Genomic DNA, 14,397 nt, shown 5'->3' with positions numbered 1-14,397 from the left:
CCCTGGTTGGCCGGCTCGTCCTGGACCCAGCAGACCTGGGCGTCCGGGTACTTGGCCAGCTCGGCCGCGATCTCGTCCTCCGGCAGCGGGTAGAGCTGCTCCACGCGGACGATCGCCGTCTTGGTGTCCTGGTCCTTGGTCCGGCGCGCCAGCAGGTCGTAGTACAGCCGGCCGGAGACCAGCAGCACCTTCTCCACGGAGGAGTCCACCTCCCGGTCCGGGATGACGGCCTGGAAGCGGCCCCGGGTGAAGTCCTCCACCGAGGACGCCGCCGCCTTCAGGCGCAGCAGCTGCTTGGGCGTGAAGACGATCAGCGGGCGCCGCGGCCGGGCGTACGCCTGCTCGCGCAGCAGGTGGAAGTGGTTGGCGCCGTTGGAGGGGTTGGCCACCCGCATGTTGTCCTGCGCGCACATCTGCAGGAACCGCTCGATGCGGGCCGAGGAGTGGTCCGGCCCCTGGCCCTCGTACCCGTGGGGCAGCAACAGCACGAGCGAGGAGTTCTGGCCCCACTTCTGCTCCGAGGAGGAGAGGAACTCGTCGATCAGGGTCTGGGCGCCGTTGACGAAGTCGCCGAACTGGGCCTCCCAGAGCACCAGGGCGTCCGAGCGTTCCACGGAGTACCCGTACTCGAAGCCCATGGCCGCGTACTCGCTGAGGAGCGAGTCGTAGATCCAGAACTTCGCCTGGTCGCTGGAGAGGTTCTTCAGCGGCGTCCACTCGTCGTCGTTGGCCCGGTCGTGGAACACGGCGTGGCGCTGGACGAACGTCCCGCGGCGGGAGTCCTGGCCGGCCACGCGCACCGGCACGCCCTCCATGAGGAGGGAGCCGAACGCGGCCAGTTCCGCGAAGCCCCAGTCGATCTCGCCGTTGACGGCCATCTTGGCGCGCCGCTCGAGCAGTGCCTTCAGCTTCGGGTGGACGGTGAAGCCCTCCGGGATCTCGAGGTGCGCCTCGCCGATCCGCTGCAGGACCTCCTCGGGGATCCGGGTGCCGTCCGGGGCCTGCGGGGCGCGGTCGACCTCGTTCGAGGCCCTCTCCAGGCCCGCGCCGACCACCGGGATGGGGGAGGTCTGGGCCTCGTGGGTCTCCGAGAACACCCGTTCGAGGCGCTGCTGGTAGTCGCGCAGCGCCGAGTCCGCCTCGTCCTGGGTGATGTCACCACGGCCGACGAGGTTCTCCACGTACAGCTTGCGGACGGAGCGCTTCTGCTCGATGAGGTTGTACATCCGCGGCTGGGTCATCGAGGGATCGTCACCCTCGTTGTGGCCGCGGCGCCGGTAGCAGATCAGGTCGATGACGACGTCCTTGTTGAACCGCTGCCGGTACTGGAAGGCCATCTGGGCCACGCGGACCACGGACTCCGGGTCGTCGCCGTTGACGTGGAAGATCGGCGCCTGGATGGTCTTGGCCACGTCCGTGGCGTAGACGGAGGACCGGGCCGAGGACGGCGGGGTGGTGAAGCCGACCTGGTTGTTGACGATCACGTGGATCGTGCCGCCCGTGCGGTACCCGCGCAGCTGGGACAGGTTCAGGGTCTCGACCACCACGCCCTGGCCGGCGAAGGCCGCGTCGCCGTGGACCAGGATCGGCAGCACCGAGTAGGAGTTCACGGACTCCGCACCGTGGTCCAGCCGGTCCTGCTTCGCGCGGACCAGTCCCTCCAGGACCGGGTTGACGGCCTCGAGGTGGGACGGGTTGGCGGCCAGGTAGACCTTCGTGCGGTTGCCGCGGTCCGAGACGAACGTGCCCTCGGTGCCCAGATGGTACTTGACGTCACCGGAGCCCTCGACGGACCCCGGGATCGCGGTGCCCTCGAACTCGCGGAAGACCTGTGCGTAGGTCTTCCCGGCGATGTTGGTGAGCACGTTGAGCCGGCCGCGGTGGGCCATGCCGATGCCCACCCCTTCCAGGCCCTCGTCCGCGGCACCGGAGATGACGCCGTCGAGCAGCGGGATCAGCGACTCGCCGCCCTCGAGGGAGAACCTCTTCTGGCCCACGAACTTGGTCTGCAGGAAGGTCTCGAACGCCTCGGCGGCGTTGAGCCGGCCGAGGATGCGCAGCTGCTCCTCCCGGGTCGGCTTGGAGTAGGGGTGCTCCAGCTCGTCCTGGAACCACTGGCGCTCGGCCGGGTCCTGGATGTGCATGTACTCCACGCCGGTGTTGCGGCAGTAGGCGTCACGCAGCACGCCCAGGATGTCGCGCAGCGGCAGCATCGGCTTGCCGCCGAAACCACCGGTCGGCCACTCGCGGTCCAGGTCCCACAGGGTCAGCCCGTGGTGCAGGATGTCCAGGTCCGGGTGCTTGCGCATCGTGTACTCGAGCGGGTCCACGTCCGCCATCAGGTGTCCGCGCACGCGGTAGGCGTGGATCAGCTGCTGGATCCGGGCCACCTTGTTGATCTGGTCCTCGGGGTTCACCTGGACGTCGGGCCGCCAGCGGGCCGGCTCGTAGGGGATGCGCAGGGACTCGAAGATCTCGTCGTAGAAGTCCTGCTCGCCCAGCAGCAGCCCGTGGATGAGCTTGAGGAACTCGCCCGAGGCAGCGCCCTGGATGACACGGTGGTCGTAGGTCGAGGTCAGCGTGATGGTCTTGGAGACCGCCAGCCGGTTCAGGGTCTTCTCCGAGGCGCCCTGGAACTCGGCCGGGTAGTTCAGGGCACCCACGCCGATGATCGCGGCCTGGCCCTCGGACAGCCGCGGGACGGAGTGCACCGTGCCGATGCCGCCGGGGTTGGTCAGCGAGACGGTCGTGTTCGCGTAGTCCTCGAGGCCCAGCTTGTTGTCGCGGGCACGCTTGACGAGGTCCTCGTAGGCCCGCCAGAACTCGATGAAGTTCAGGGACTCGGCGCCCTTGATGTTCGGCACGACCAGGGTGCGCGAACCGTCCTTCTGGGGCAGGTCGACGGCCAGTCCGAAGTTCACGTGCGCCGGCTCGACGAGGGAGGGCTTGCCGTCGACCTCGCGGTAGAGCACGTTCATGGCCGGGTACTGGGCCAGGGCGCGCACCAGGGCATAGCCGATCAGGTGGGTGAAGGACACCTTGCCACCGCGGGTGCGCTTGAGGTGGTTGTTGATGATGATCCGGTTGTCGATCAGCAGCTTGGCCGGGACATCACGCACGGTGGTGGCGGTGGGCATGGACAGCGAGGCGTCCATGTTCTTCGCCACGGCCCGGGACATGCCGCGCAGCGGGGTGACCTTGTCCTCGAGCGGTTCGGAGGCGTCCTTCTTCTTGGACTTCTCCGGTTCCGAGGGCACGGGGGTGCCGGCCGGTGCGCTGGACTTCTTGACCGAGGGCGACTGGGAGGACGACGGGGACGCCGCCGTCTGCGCGGCAGGCTTGGCGGCCGGCCCGGGAGCGGCCTTCGGGGCGGGCTTCGCACCGGAGGCGGTGGCCGCGCTGGCACCGGACTGCTTGCCGGGGTCCCGGGGGAGGTCCTTCACCTGGGTCGCGGTCGAGGTGCCGGAAGGACGGGCCCGATCGTTGGACGTCCCGGCGCCGGCCGGGGACGCGCCACCGGCCGGTCCGTCCGCCTCGAGACGCTCGAAGATCTCCACCCACTTCGCGTCCACGGAGGACTTGTCCGCCTTGTACTTGTCGTAGATCTCCGCGACGAGCCATTCGTTTCCGGGGAATTCCGCGGAAAGCCGGTCGGACGTGAGTTCTGGCACGGTGGATACGCCTCTTCCGTAGTCATGATGTGATTCACCGGCGGGGATTTCGCCCGCGCGCCCCGCTCCGGTCCGGCGGGCACCGGACCGTGCAGTCCGGCCCGTGGGCACGCTCGTACCAGCATAGTGATATTTCGAGGTCAGGCACCAACGCCCCCGCGGGGAATTGCCGCCGTGGCGCGAACGGATGGGACGATGGGGCCATGGAGTTCATCACGGCCCCCACCACCGACCTCACCTACTCCGACGTCTTCCTGGTCCCCTCGAAGTCCGAGGTGACGAGCCGGATGGACGTCGACATCGCGGCCGACGACGGCACGGGCGCCACCATCCCGCTGGTGGCCGCCAACATGACCGCGGTGACGGGGCGGCGCATGGTGGAGACGATGGCGCGCCGCGGCGGCCTCGGCATCCTGCCCCAGGACGTGCCGATCACCGTGATCCGGCGAGTGGCCGGCTGGGTCAAGGACCGCCACCCCGTCTTCGAGACCCCGCTGGAGGTCCACCCCACGGACACCGTCCTGGACGTGCTGCACCTGCTGGGCAAGCGGAACCACCCGGCCGTGTGCGTCGTGGACGAGGACGGCGCCTTCGCCGGGATCGTGCGCCACGAGGACTGCGAGGGGGTGGACCGCTTCTCCTCGGTCGACTCCGTCCTGCGTCAGCCGTCGATGGCCCTCCAGGCCGGTGACTTCCCGGCGCCGGTCGGCGGGCGGGTGCCCGAACAGGCCCTCGAGAGGGCCTTCACCGCCATGGACGCCAGCGCCACGCCCTATGCACCGGTGCTGGACGGGGACCGGCTGGTGGGCATCCTGACGCCCGCCGGAGCGCTGCGCTCGGGCATGTTCGCCCCCGCGCTCGACGGCGACGGACGGCTGCGACTGGGTGCCGCCGTCGGGATCAACGGGGACGTGGCCGGCCGGGCCGCCGCCCTGGTGGAGGCCGGCGTGGACGTCCTGGTGGTGGACACCGCCCACGGCCACCAGCGCAAGATGCTCGACGCCCTGGCCGCGGTGCGCGGGCTGGGCCTGACGGTGCCGGTGGTGGCCGGGAACGTGGTGTCCGCGGCCGGCGTGCGCGAGCTGGTCGCGGCCGGCGCGGACATCGTCAAGGTCGGCGTGGGCCCCGGCGCGATGTGCACCACGCGCATGATGACCGCGGTGGGCCGCCCGCAGTTCTCCGCGGTGCTGGAGTGCGCGGCCGCCGCCCGGGACCTGGGCAGGCGGGTGTGGGCCGACGGCGGCGTGCGGTATCCGCGGGACGTTGCCCTGGCGCTCGCGGCGGGTGCCTCCCAGGTGATGATCGGGTCCTGGTTCGCCGGCACTGTCGAGTCCCCGGGGGACCTGGTGACCGATGCCGACGGGCGTCGCTACAAGGAGAGCTTCGGCATGGCCTCGGCGCGGGCCGTCCAGAACCGGACGCGGACCGAGGACGCCTACGCCCGCGCCCGCAAGGCCATGTTCGAGGAGGGGATCTCCACCTCGAGGATGTACCTGGACCCCGAACGGCCCTCCGTGGAGGACCTGCTGGACATGATCACCGCCGGCGTGCGCTCGTCCATGACCTATGCCGGCGCCGCGGACCTCGAGCAGTTCCGGGAGCGCGCCGTGGTGGGCGTGCAGTCGGCCGCCGGCTATGAGGAGGGGCGGCCCCTCGCGCAGTCCTGGTGATGGAGTGCCCGACAGGGGGAGGTCCCGGGCACCCCATATACTGGGTCCCATCATGGACAGACACCGATCCGGTGCCTCCTCCCGCCACCGCGCATCCGCCGCCGTGGCCGGAACGGAGCCCTCTAGTACGTGCTCACCCCTGACTGACGGCCGGCCCCCCGGGGCCCGCGCGGCCGCACCCCGCGACGGCGGTGAGCGCTGACCGTGGAATGGCTCCTGCTGGCCCTGGGCCTGCTGCTCATCCTGGGCACTGGGTTCTTCGTGGCCGTCGAGTTCTCGATGATCGCCCTGGACGTGCCCACCGTGCAGCGACTGGTGGACGACGGCGACCGGGGTGCCGAGCCCCTGCTGAAGTGCCTGAAGTCGCTCTCGACGCAGCTCTCGGCCTGCCAGCTCGGCATCACGCTGACCACCCTGCTCACCGGTTACCTCATGGAGCCCTCCCTCGGGGCGCTGCTGGCAGGGCCGATGACCGCCTGGGGCGTGCCGGAGGCCACCGCCTCCACGGTGTCCCTCGTGGTGGCGATGGTGGTGGCCACGCTGCTGTCGATGCTCGTCGGTGAGCTGATCCCGAAGAACCTGTCCATCGCCCGCTCGATGCAGGTCGGCCGCGCGCTGGCCCGTCCCCAGCTGGTCTTCACCGCCGTGTTCCGGCCGGTGATCTTCGTGCTCAACGGCTTCTCCAACCGCGTGCTGCACCTGTTCGGGATGGAGGCCAAGGAGGAGATCTCCGGGGCCCGCACCCCCGATGAGCTCTCCTCGCTGGTGCGCCGCTCGGCGGAGATGGGCACCCTGGACGAGAAGACGGCCAGTTTCGTGGACCGCACGCTGCGCTTCTCGGACCGCACCGCGGCGGACGTCATGACCCCGCGCATCCGCATGGAGTCCATCGAGGCTGACGAGCCGCTGGACTCGGTCATCGACATCGCCCGGCGCACCGGGTACTCCCGGTTCCCGGTCATCGGCGACTCCCCGGACGACGTCCGCGGGGTGCTGCACGTGAAGAAGGCCGTGGCCGTCCCGCGCGCCAAGCGTCCCGAGCTCGTCGCGGCCACCATCATGACCGACGTCGGCCGCGTTCCGGAGACCGTCCACCTGGACCAGTTGCTCGGCGAGCTGCGCTCGGCCAGCCTGCAGGTGGCGATGGTGGTGGACGAGTACGGCGGCACGGCCGGGATGGTCACCCTCGAGGACCTGGTGGAGGAGATCGTGGGGGAGGTCTCCGACGAGCACGACCGGGTGACACCGGGCGTGCTGCAGACCGCCTCCGGGAAGTGGTACTTCCCGGCCCTGATGCGCCCGGACGAGGTCGGCGCCCAGATCCCGTCCCTGAAGGTCCCGGAGGACGGCTCCTATGACACCGTCGGCGGGTACGTGATGGCCGTCCTGGGCCGGGTGGCCGAGGTCGGGGACCGCGTCGAGGCCGAGGGCGGCACGCTCGAGGTGGAGCGCATGGACGGCCGGCGCGTGGACCGGGTCAAGTTCATCCCGGCCGCGCGTGCCGCCGGGACCCCGTCCGCCGGGTCACCGGCGGAGGCGTCCCGGACCGCCCGCAGCGCCCGGGCCCAGGAGGAGACCCGATGAACCAGGACATCATGGGCATGCTCTGGCTGGTCGTGCTGCTGGCGGCCAACGCCTTCTTCGTGGCGGGCGAGTTCGCCGTCATGGGCGCCCGCCGCAGCCAGGTCGAGCCGAAGGCCGAGGCCGGGTCCGGGCGGGCGAGGACGGCCCTGTTCGCCATGGAGCACGTCAGCCAGATGCTGGCCGTGTGCCAGCTCGGGATCACCGTCTGCTCGCTGCTGATCCTCAACGTCTCCGAGCCGGCCATCCACCACCTGCTGGTGGCCCCGCTGGAGGCGGCGGGGGTCCCGACGGCGGTCGCGGACGTCTCGGCGTTCGTCATCGCCCTGCTGGTGGTCACCTTCCTGCACGTCACCTTCGGCGAGATGGTCCCGAAGAACGCGGCCGTGTCCATGGCGGACAAGGCCGTCATGCTGCTGGCTACCCCGCTGGTCTGGCTGAACAAGGTGCTGCACCCGGTCATCGTCATGCTCAACTGGGCCGCGAACCTGGTGCTGCGCGCCCTCAAGGTCGAGCCCCAGGACGAGGTCAACTCCACCTACACCCTGGAGGAGGTCCAGTCGATCGTCGCCGAGTCCACCCGCACCGGGCTGGTGGACGACGGCTCCGGGCTGCTCAGCGGGGCCCTGGAGTTCTCGGACTACACCGCCGGTGCGGTGATGGTGCCCAGCGCCGAGTTGGTCACCCTGGCCGCGGACGTGGCCCCCGAGGCCTTCGAGAAGGCCGTGGGGCGGACCGGGTTCTCCCGGTTCGTGCTCCAGGACGCGGACGGCTCCTACACGGGCTACCTCCACCTCAAGGACGTCATGACCGTCCCGGAGCAGTACTACCGCGAACCCGTGCCCGTCACCAAGGTCCGCTCCCTGGCCAACGTGGGCGTCGCCGACGAGATCGAGGACGCGTTGTCCCTGATGCAGCGCACCGGTTCGCACCTGGCGCGCGTGATCTCCGCGGCGGGTGAGACGGTCGGCGTGCTGTTCCTCGAGGACGTGCTCGAGGTGCTGGTGGGGGAGATCCACGACGCCACCCAGTCGAACAACCCGAACCGGGTGCGTCGTCACGCCTGACGGATCCGGGGGCTGGCCAGCCTTATTGGGAACAGTTCTCAACATGCTACGCTGGTCCCCATTCCCGACCGCTCTTCCCGAAGGACCCCGATGCCCGATTCCCCCCGCCCCGGCCGCCGTGCCCGCCCGCTCCCGACCGTGGCGGGCGTGAGCGGCCTGGCCGTCGTCGCCCTGCTCACCCTCACCTCCTGTGCCGGCGGCGGCCCGGGAGGCGCGGGAGGCACGGACCAGGAGACCGCGACGGGGGGCGAGCCGGTGGCCGTGGCGACCACGACGCAGCTCGGCAGCGTCCTGGCGGACATCACCGCCTGCGCGGGGACCTCGTCCCGCACGCTGATGGGCCCGGGGGACGACCCCCATGACTTCGCCCCGTCCTCCCAGCAGATCGCGGAGATGACCCGGACCGGGCTGGTCGTGGCCAACGGACTGGGCCTGGAGTCCGGGATGCAGGCCGCCCTGGACAATGCGGCCGCCGACGGCGCCACCCTGCTCGAGGTCGGCCCCCAGCTCGACCCGCTGCCGTACGCCTCCGAGGAGGACGCCCACGCGGAGGAGGAGGGGGAGGCCCATGCCGGGGAGGACGCGGACGCCCACGGTGCACAGGATCCGCACGTGTGGATGGACGTCTCCCGGATGGCGACGGCCGCCGGGGTGATCGGTGACGAGCTCGCGCGCACGACCGGGGACGAGCGGTACGCGGACTGCGGACAGGAGACCGCCGAGACCCTCGGGGCCGCGGACGCCGAGGTGCGCGAGGTCCTCGAGGCGATCCCCGCGGACCGCCGCACGCTGGTCACCGACCACGCCGCCTACGCCTACTTCGCCGACGCCTACGGCTTCGAGATCGCCGGCGTCGTCATCCCGGGTGGGGCCACCGACGCGGAACCGTCCTCCGAGCGGCTGGCCCAGCTGGTCGCGCAGATCGAGGACCAGGGCGCCGATGCCCTCGTCATGAGCGCCGGCTCGGGCAACAAGCTCATCCCCGCGCTCTCCGCGGAGACCGGCGGAGAGGTCCCCGTGGTCGAGGTCTACGAGGGCGGGGTGGGCCCCCAGGGCTCCGGTGCCGAGGACTACGCCGACGCCATGGTGGCCACCGCGCGGGCCCTTGCGGACGCGCTCGCGTGAGCGGGCCCCGCACCGCACGCCGCCGCGAGCGGCCAGTAGGGTGGTCGCCGTGGACTGGTTGATCGAGCCCTTCGCCCTGGGATTCCAGCAGCGTGCCCTCGTCGGCGGCCTGGTCGCGGCGCTGATGTGCTCCGTCGTCGGCGTCTGGCTGGTGCTGCGCGGCATGAGCTTCTTCGGCGACGCCTTCGTGCACGGGGTGATCCCCGGCATCGCCGCGGCCGTGGTGGTGGGGTTCTCCCCCTACCTGGGCGCCGCGGTCGCCGCGGCCGCCATGGTCGGCGGGATGCAGCTCGTGTACCGGACCACCACGCTGAAGGAGGACACCTCGATCGGCCTGCTGTTCGTCGGGATGATGGCCCTGGGCGTGGTGATCATCTCCCGGGCCGAGTCCTACACCGGCTCCCTGACGGCCATCCTGTTCGGTGACGCGCTGGGCGTGACCTGGGCGGACATCCGCGTCCAGGCGATCATGGCCGTCGTGGTCATCCTCTTCGCCGTCCTGCTCTACCGCCCGCTGATGGCCCTGTCCTTCTCCCGGGCCAAGTCGGAGTCCCTGGGCATGCACCCGAAGCTGACCCACGCCCTGCTGCTGGTGCTCATCGCGACCGCCGTGATCGGCAGCTTCCAGGCCGTGGGCACCATGCTCGTCTTCGGGCTGCTGGTCGGCCCGCCGGCCACCGCGGCACTCGTGTCCCGGACGGTGCCGGTGATGTTCGCCGTCTCCACCGGCATCGCGGCGGTCTCGGTGGTCGTGGGGCTGGGCCTGAGCTACCACCTGGGCACGGCGGGCTCGGCCACCATGGCCCTGGTGCCCATCGTGCTGTTCTTCATCGTCCTGACCGTCCGGGAGACCCTGCGCAGGATCCGCCCCCTGCGCCGCGGTGCCGAGGTGACGGCATGAGCGCCGCGGCCCAGGCGCTGGTCGAGGCCCGTGACCTCGTGCTGTCCCACGGGCGCCACGTCGCCCTGCGGGCCTCCACGTTCCGGGTGCCGGTGGGCGGGGTGACGGCCGTGATCGGACCCAACGGGTCCGGCAAGTCCACCCTGCTGCAGGCGATCGCCGGGGTGCTGGAGCCGACGTCGGGCTCGCTGCGCGTGCTCGGCGGATCCGCGCGCGCCAACCGCCGGCGGATCTCCTACGTCATGCAGTCCGTGGTGTTCCCGGTGGGCACGCCGATGACCGTGCGGGACGTCGTGAGGATGGGCCGCTACCCCTCCCGGGGGTGGCTGCGCCCGTTCTCCCGGGCGGATCGGGCCGCCGTGGCGGAGGCCCTCGAGAAGATGAACGTGACGGACCTGGCCGGCCGGCACCTGGAGGAGCTCTCCGGGGGCCAGCGGCAGCGCGTGTACGTGGCGCAGGGCCTGGCGCAGGGGCACGAGGTGCTCATGCTCGACGAGCCGATGACCGGACTGGACATCACCTCGGCCCGGACGATCGACCGCATCATCCACGCCGAGACGGAGCACGGGCACTCCGTGGTGCTGACCACCCATGACCTCGAGGAGGCCGGCGCCGCCGACCACGTGATCCTGGTCAACGGGCGCGTCGTGGCCTCCGGGGCCCCGGCGGAGGTCATGACCCGCAGGAACCTGGAGGACGTCTACGGGCTGGGGTCGCTGCACCGCTCCTCGGCACCGTTGCTCGTGGACCCGGACTGCGGGCCGGACGAGGTTCAGGGGCGCGAGCAGTCGGGGCAGATGCCGTAGATCTCCACCGTGTGCTCCGCATCCGTGAACCCGTGCTCGCTCGCGATCCGTGCGGTCCACCGCTCCACGGCCGGCGCCTCGATCTCCACGGCGCGCCCGCACCGCCGGCACACGAGGTGATGGTGGTGGGTCTGCACCTCGCAGCGCCGGTACAGGGACTCCCCGTCGTCCGGGTTGAGGACGTCCACCAGCCCCTCCTGCTGCTGCTGCTGCAGGATGCGGTAGACGGTGGCGAGGGAGACCTGCTCACCCTGGTCCTTGAGGAGGGCGAACAGGTCCTGGGCGCTGACGAAGTCGCGGAGTTCGTCCAGTGCCCTGTTCACCGCGGTCTTCTGCCGAGTGGACCGTCCCCGGGCCGGCCTGGGGGGCTGCGGCGGGGGCGGCGTGGTCGCGTCGGGTCCGGCGTTCATGTCCCGCACAGGCTACCAGCGCCGGGTCCGGCCCCGCGTCCTCCGCAGGCCCCGCCCGTCACCGGGTCCTCACCGGCTCACCGTCCACCCTCCTCGACCCGCGGTTGACCGGGCGGTTCGGTGCCGTTCCGGACGGGTCGGTGACTGACGACGGCCGAGGTTCCGGGATAGGCTGGCCGGGTGGAATCGCAGATCGCCCTGACCAAGTTCGGTCACGCGTGCGTCCGGCTGGAGAAGGCCGGCCGGCGCCTGGTCATCGACCCCGGGAACTTCACGGACGTCCCGGTGGCACTGGAGGGTGCCGAGCACATCCTCGTCACCCACGAGCACGCAGACCACCTCGACGACGGACCCGTCCTCGACTTCCTCGCGGCGAACCCGGAGGTCACCGTCCGTGCCCCCGCGGCCCCTGCCGCCCGGCTCGCCGGTGCCGCCGGCGCCGCCGGGGTCCCGGCCGAGCGGATCATCGCCACGGGTCCCGGGGAACAGTTCGAGACCGCGGGCTTCGCGGTGCGGACCGTGGGTGGCCAGCACGCCCTCATCCATCCCCAGATCCCCGTGGTCGCCAACACCGGCTACGTCCTCGACGGGCAGGTCTACCACCCCGGGGACAGCTACATCGTCCCCGACGGCCCGGCCCCGCACACCCTCCTGGTCCCGCTGAGCGCCCCGTGGTCCAAGCTGGCCGAGATGGTCGACTTCATCACCGCCGTGCGCCCCCGCCAGGCCATCCCCGTCCACGACGGGCTGCTCAACGGCCGCGGGCTGCCGATGTACCGCCGTCAGGCCACCGCGTTCGCCGAGCGCCACGGGACCACGCTGCTCGTCCTGGAGGAGGGGGAGACCGCGTGGATCGGGTGAACGGCGCCGCCCCCGTCCTGGTGGACGCACGGACGGTGGCCGCCTGGCAGGGCCATGCCCCGGCCGCGGCGCCGGTGCCGGACGGACCGCCACGTCCGGGGTTCGCGGCCACGGAGCCGCGTCCTGATCCCGAGGCCGTGAAGGTGCTGGACGTCCGGTGGACCGCCCTGGGGTCCCAGAACGGCCACGGCGAGTACCTGCGGGGCCACCTTCCCGGGGCGGTGTACGTGAGCATGGACAGCCAGCTGGCCGGCCACGACAACCCGCGCGAGGGCCGGCACCCGCTGCCGGACCCGGACCGGTTCGGGGACACCGTGCGGATGCTCGGCATCGACGACGGGGACACCGTGGTGGTCTACGACGACGCCCAGGGGACCTCGGCCGCCCGGGCCTGGTGGCTGCTGCGGCACGTGGGCCTGGACCGCACCTACCTGCTCGACGGCGGCCTGGCGGCCTGGCGGGCGGCCGGACTGCCGCTGCAGGCGGGGGAGGTGATCCCGCGCCCCGGCAACGCCCGGACCGACTGGGGCAGGATGCCGGTGCTCGACATGGACTCCGCCGCGGGCCTGCCCCGGTCCGGGTTGCTCCTGGACGCCCGGTCCGCCGCCCGCTACCGCGGGGAGGAGGAACCGCTGGACCCCCAGGCCGGACACATCCCCGGCGCCGTCAGCGCCCCCACCACGCAGAACGTGGACGAGGACGGCCGGTTCCTTCCGGCGGCCGAGCTGGCCGAGCGGTTCCGCGCCCTGGGGGCGGACCGGGACCACCCGGTGGGGGCCTACTGCGGCTCGGGCGTGAACGCCGCCCACGAGGTGGCCGCGCTGAACATCGCGGGGTACCGGGCGGCGCTGTTCCCCGGTTCCTGGTCGGCCTGGTCCAACACGCCGGGTCGTCCGGTGGCCACCGGCGAGCACCCCTGACGGCCCGCCGCGCGGATCCGCCCGCACCCGTCCCTGAACGTCCACCCACGCACCACCACGATGGAGGAGTCCACACCATGAGCACCGTCTTCACGCGCATCATCAACGGGGAGCTGCCCGGCCGCTTCGTCTGGCAGGACGAGACCTGCGCGGCCTTCCTGTCCATCGGTCCCCTGACCCAGGGTCACACCCTCGTGGTGCCCCGCGCCGAGGTGGACAAGTGGACCGAGGCGGATCCGGGGCTCGTCTCGCACCTGGTCACGGTGGCCCAGGCGATCGGCAAGGTGCAGGTGGAGGCCTTCGGCGCCCAGCGGGCCGGACTGATGGTCGCCGGGTACGAGATCCCGCACCTGCACGTGCACGTCTGGCCGTCCAACTCCCTCGACGACTTCGACCTGGAGCAGGTGGACAACAGCCCCGAGCCGGAGGACCTGGACGCCGCCGCCGAGAAGATCCGTGCCGGGCTGCGGGTGGCCGGTCACGGGGAGTTCGTCCCCGGGGACTGACGCCCTGGCCGGTACCGGCTAGGGCCGGGCCCGGACCTGGATCCGGCCGTCCCGCACCCGCGTCTCGTAGGCCGGCTGGGCGACGCTGGCCGGGCCGCGGACGATGCTTCCGTCCCCCAGCCGGAACGTGCTGCCATGCCAGGGGCAGGTGACGCAGCCGTCGGCGATGGTGCCCTCCTCCAGGGGGCCGCCCATGTGGCTGCAGACGCTGTCCAGCGCGGTGATCCCCTCCGCGTCCCACACCAGCAGCACGGACACCGGGCCCGCCTGCACCACGCGGTGCCCGCCGGGCGTCAGCTCCGCGGCGTCCAGGACCTCGGTCCAGTCCCGGGGGCCCTTGCGCCACGCGGTCCGGTTCACGTTGACGCCCAGGGCGTAGCTGAGGTGCCCACCGAGGTACCCGCCGGCCATGACGGCCCCGAGCCCGGCCAGGCCGAGGACCTTGCCCGCGGTGCGGGCCCCGCGGCGGCGGGACACGAAGGAGGCCGTGTAGAGGGCCAGGCCGATGTTGACGGAGGCGGCGTGCACCTGGCCCACCCGGCGGGCGGCACCCTGGGTGTCGGACCAGTCGTTGAGCCCGGTGGCGGCCGTGGGGACGGCGCTCGCCATCCCGGCGGCCACGAGCAGGTCGGCGGCCGGTTCGGACGCCCGTCCTCCCACCAGGTCCAGCAGCGTGGCCATGGACCAGGCCCCGATCGGCAGGTCGGTGAGCAGCGGATGCGCCGGGTGTCCCAGGGCGGTGCCGCTGAGGAGATTGCGTACCGGCCTCGGGCTCACCACCCGTCCCACGGCGGCCGCGGCGGGACGCCCGACCCGGTCCAGCGCCTTCCAGCGCTCCACGCGTCCCATGAGCTCGTCGAGTACCTTCATGGCGGCCAG

General features: G+C 71.8%; 12 protein-coding genes. 9 read left to right on the top strand and 3 right to left on the bottom strand.

The annotated features are described in order from the left end of the window. Positions 1-3,671: multifunctional oxoglutarate decarboxylase/oxoglutarate dehydrogenase thiamine pyrophosphate-binding subunit/dihydrolipoyllysine-residue succinyltransferase subunit (locus tag PLJ28_RS06480; protein ID WP_324589977.1), on the bottom strand; the 3,671-nt coding region annotated here is incomplete at its 3' end. A 203-nt stretch (positions 3,672-3,874) separates the two neighbouring features. Here PLJ28_RS06480 and guaB1 point away from each other — a divergent pair. From guaB1 to PLJ28_RS06450, 6 genes are all read left to right on the top strand, one after another. Further along, on the top strand, positions 3,875-5,341 hold the full coding sequence (guaB1, locus tag PLJ28_RS06475; protein WP_298044378.1) for a GMP reductase: 1,467 nt from the start codon (positions 3,875-3,877) through the stop codon (positions 5,339-5,341). A gap of 204 nt (positions 5,342-5,545) precedes the next feature. Beyond that, positions 5,546-6,925, top strand: coding sequence for a hemolysin family protein (locus tag PLJ28_RS06470; RefSeq protein WP_298044377.1), 1,380 nt, complete (start codon positions 5,546-5,548; stop codon positions 6,923-6,925). After that, the gene (locus tag PLJ28_RS06465; RefSeq protein ID WP_298044375.1) at positions 6,922-7,989 is read left to right on the top strand and encodes a hemolysin family protein; all 1,068 of its coding nucleotides are present in this window, start codon (positions 6,922-6,924) and stop codon (positions 7,987-7,989) included. Before PLJ28_RS06470 ends, PLJ28_RS06465 begins: the two co-directional genes overlap by 4 nt. A 90-nt stretch (positions 7,990-8,079) precedes the next feature. Then, the gene (locus PLJ28_RS06460; RefSeq protein ID WP_324589976.1) at positions 8,080-9,114 is read left to right on the top strand and encodes a metal ABC transporter solute-binding protein, Zn/Mn family; all 1,035 of its coding nucleotides are present in this window, start codon (positions 8,080-8,082) and stop codon (positions 9,112-9,114) included. 49 nt (positions 9,115-9,163) lie between these two features. Then, complete coding sequence (locus PLJ28_RS06455) at positions 9,164-10,015, top strand: metal ABC transporter permease (protein ID WP_324589975.1); 852 nt, start codon at positions 9,164-9,166, stop codon at positions 10,013-10,015. Then, a complete protein-coding gene (locus PLJ28_RS06450; protein ID WP_183524533.1) occupies positions 10,012-10,821 on the top strand; it encodes a metal ABC transporter ATP-binding protein in 810 nt (269 codons plus the stop codon). Before PLJ28_RS06455 ends, PLJ28_RS06450 begins: the two co-directional genes overlap by 4 nt. Here the strand turns inward: PLJ28_RS06450 and PLJ28_RS06445 are convergent. Continuing rightward, positions 10,788-11,231 (bottom strand): Fur family transcriptional regulator, encoded by a 444-nt coding sequence (locus tag PLJ28_RS06445; RefSeq protein WP_183524536.1) that lies wholly within the window; start codon positions 11,229-11,231, stop codon positions 10,788-10,790. The genes PLJ28_RS06450 and PLJ28_RS06445 overlap by 34 nt on opposite strands. A gap of 180 nt (positions 11,232-11,411) precedes the next feature. Between PLJ28_RS06445 and PLJ28_RS06440 the strand changes: the two genes are divergently transcribed. The 3 genes from PLJ28_RS06440 (at position 11,412) to PLJ28_RS06430 (ending at position 13,518) form a co-directional block, all read left to right on the top strand. After that, the gene (locus PLJ28_RS06440) at positions 11,412-12,092 is read left to right on the top strand and encodes an MBL fold metallo-hydrolase (RefSeq protein WP_183524539.1); all 681 of its coding nucleotides are present in this window, start codon (positions 11,412-11,414) and stop codon (positions 12,090-12,092) included. Then, positions 12,080-13,012: a sulfurtransferase gene (locus PLJ28_RS06435; protein WP_183524542.1), complete on the top strand. Its 933-nt coding sequence runs from the start codon at positions 12,080-12,082 to the stop codon at positions 13,010-13,012. Before PLJ28_RS06440 ends, PLJ28_RS06435 begins: the two co-directional genes overlap by 13 nt. A 77-nt stretch (positions 13,013-13,089) precedes the next feature. Beyond that, positions 13,090-13,518, top strand: a complete 429-nt coding sequence (locus PLJ28_RS06430) for an HIT family protein (protein ID WP_010144314.1) — start codon at positions 13,090-13,092, stop codon at positions 13,516-13,518. 18 nt (positions 13,519-13,536) lie between these two features. On the opposite strand, the gene PLJ28_RS06425 is transcribed toward PLJ28_RS06430, so the two are convergent. Beyond that, positions 13,537-14,388: a Rieske (2Fe-2S) protein gene (locus tag PLJ28_RS06425; RefSeq protein WP_183524546.1), complete on the bottom strand. Its 852-nt coding sequence runs from the start codon at positions 14,386-14,388 to the stop codon at positions 13,537-13,539. Between the last annotated feature and the right edge of the window lie 9 nt (positions 14,389-14,397).

The sequence above is a fragment of the Citricoccus sp. genome (assembly GCF_035445025.1).
GTDB lineage: Bacteria > Actinomycetota > Actinomycetes > Actinomycetales > Micrococcaceae > Citricoccus.
This window is presented reverse-complemented; position numbering and strand designations above follow the sequence as displayed.

What these genes read in the sequence shown, in the direction of transcription:
- guaB1 (WP_298044378.1), top strand. Translation starts at nt 3,875, where the DNA reads ATGGAGTTCATCACGGCCCCCACCACCGACCTCACCTACTCCGACGTC.
- PLJ28_RS06465 (WP_298044375.1), top strand. Translation starts at nt 6,922, where the DNA reads ATGAACCAGGACATCATGGGCATGCTCTGGCTGGTCGTGCTGCTGGCG.
- PLJ28_RS06460 (WP_324589976.1), top strand. Translation starts at nt 8,080, where the DNA reads ATGCCCGATTCCCCCCGCCCCGGCCGCCGTGCCCGCCCGCTCCCGACC.
- PLJ28_RS06450 (WP_183524533.1), top strand. Translation starts at nt 10,012, where the DNA reads ATGAGCGCCGCGGCCCAGGCGCTGGTCGAGGCCCGTGACCTCGTGCTG.
- PLJ28_RS06445 (WP_183524536.1), bottom strand. Translation starts at nt 11,231, where the DNA reads ATGAACGCCGGACCCGACGCGACCACGCCGCCCCCGCCGCAGCCCCCC.
- PLJ28_RS06430 (WP_010144314.1), top strand. Translation starts at nt 13,090, where the DNA reads ATGAGCACCGTCTTCACGCGCATCATCAACGGGGAGCTGCCCGGCCGC.
- PLJ28_RS06425 (WP_183524546.1), bottom strand. Translation starts at nt 14,388, where the DNA reads ATGAAGGTACTCGACGAGCTCATGGGACGCGTGGAGCGCTGGAAGGCG.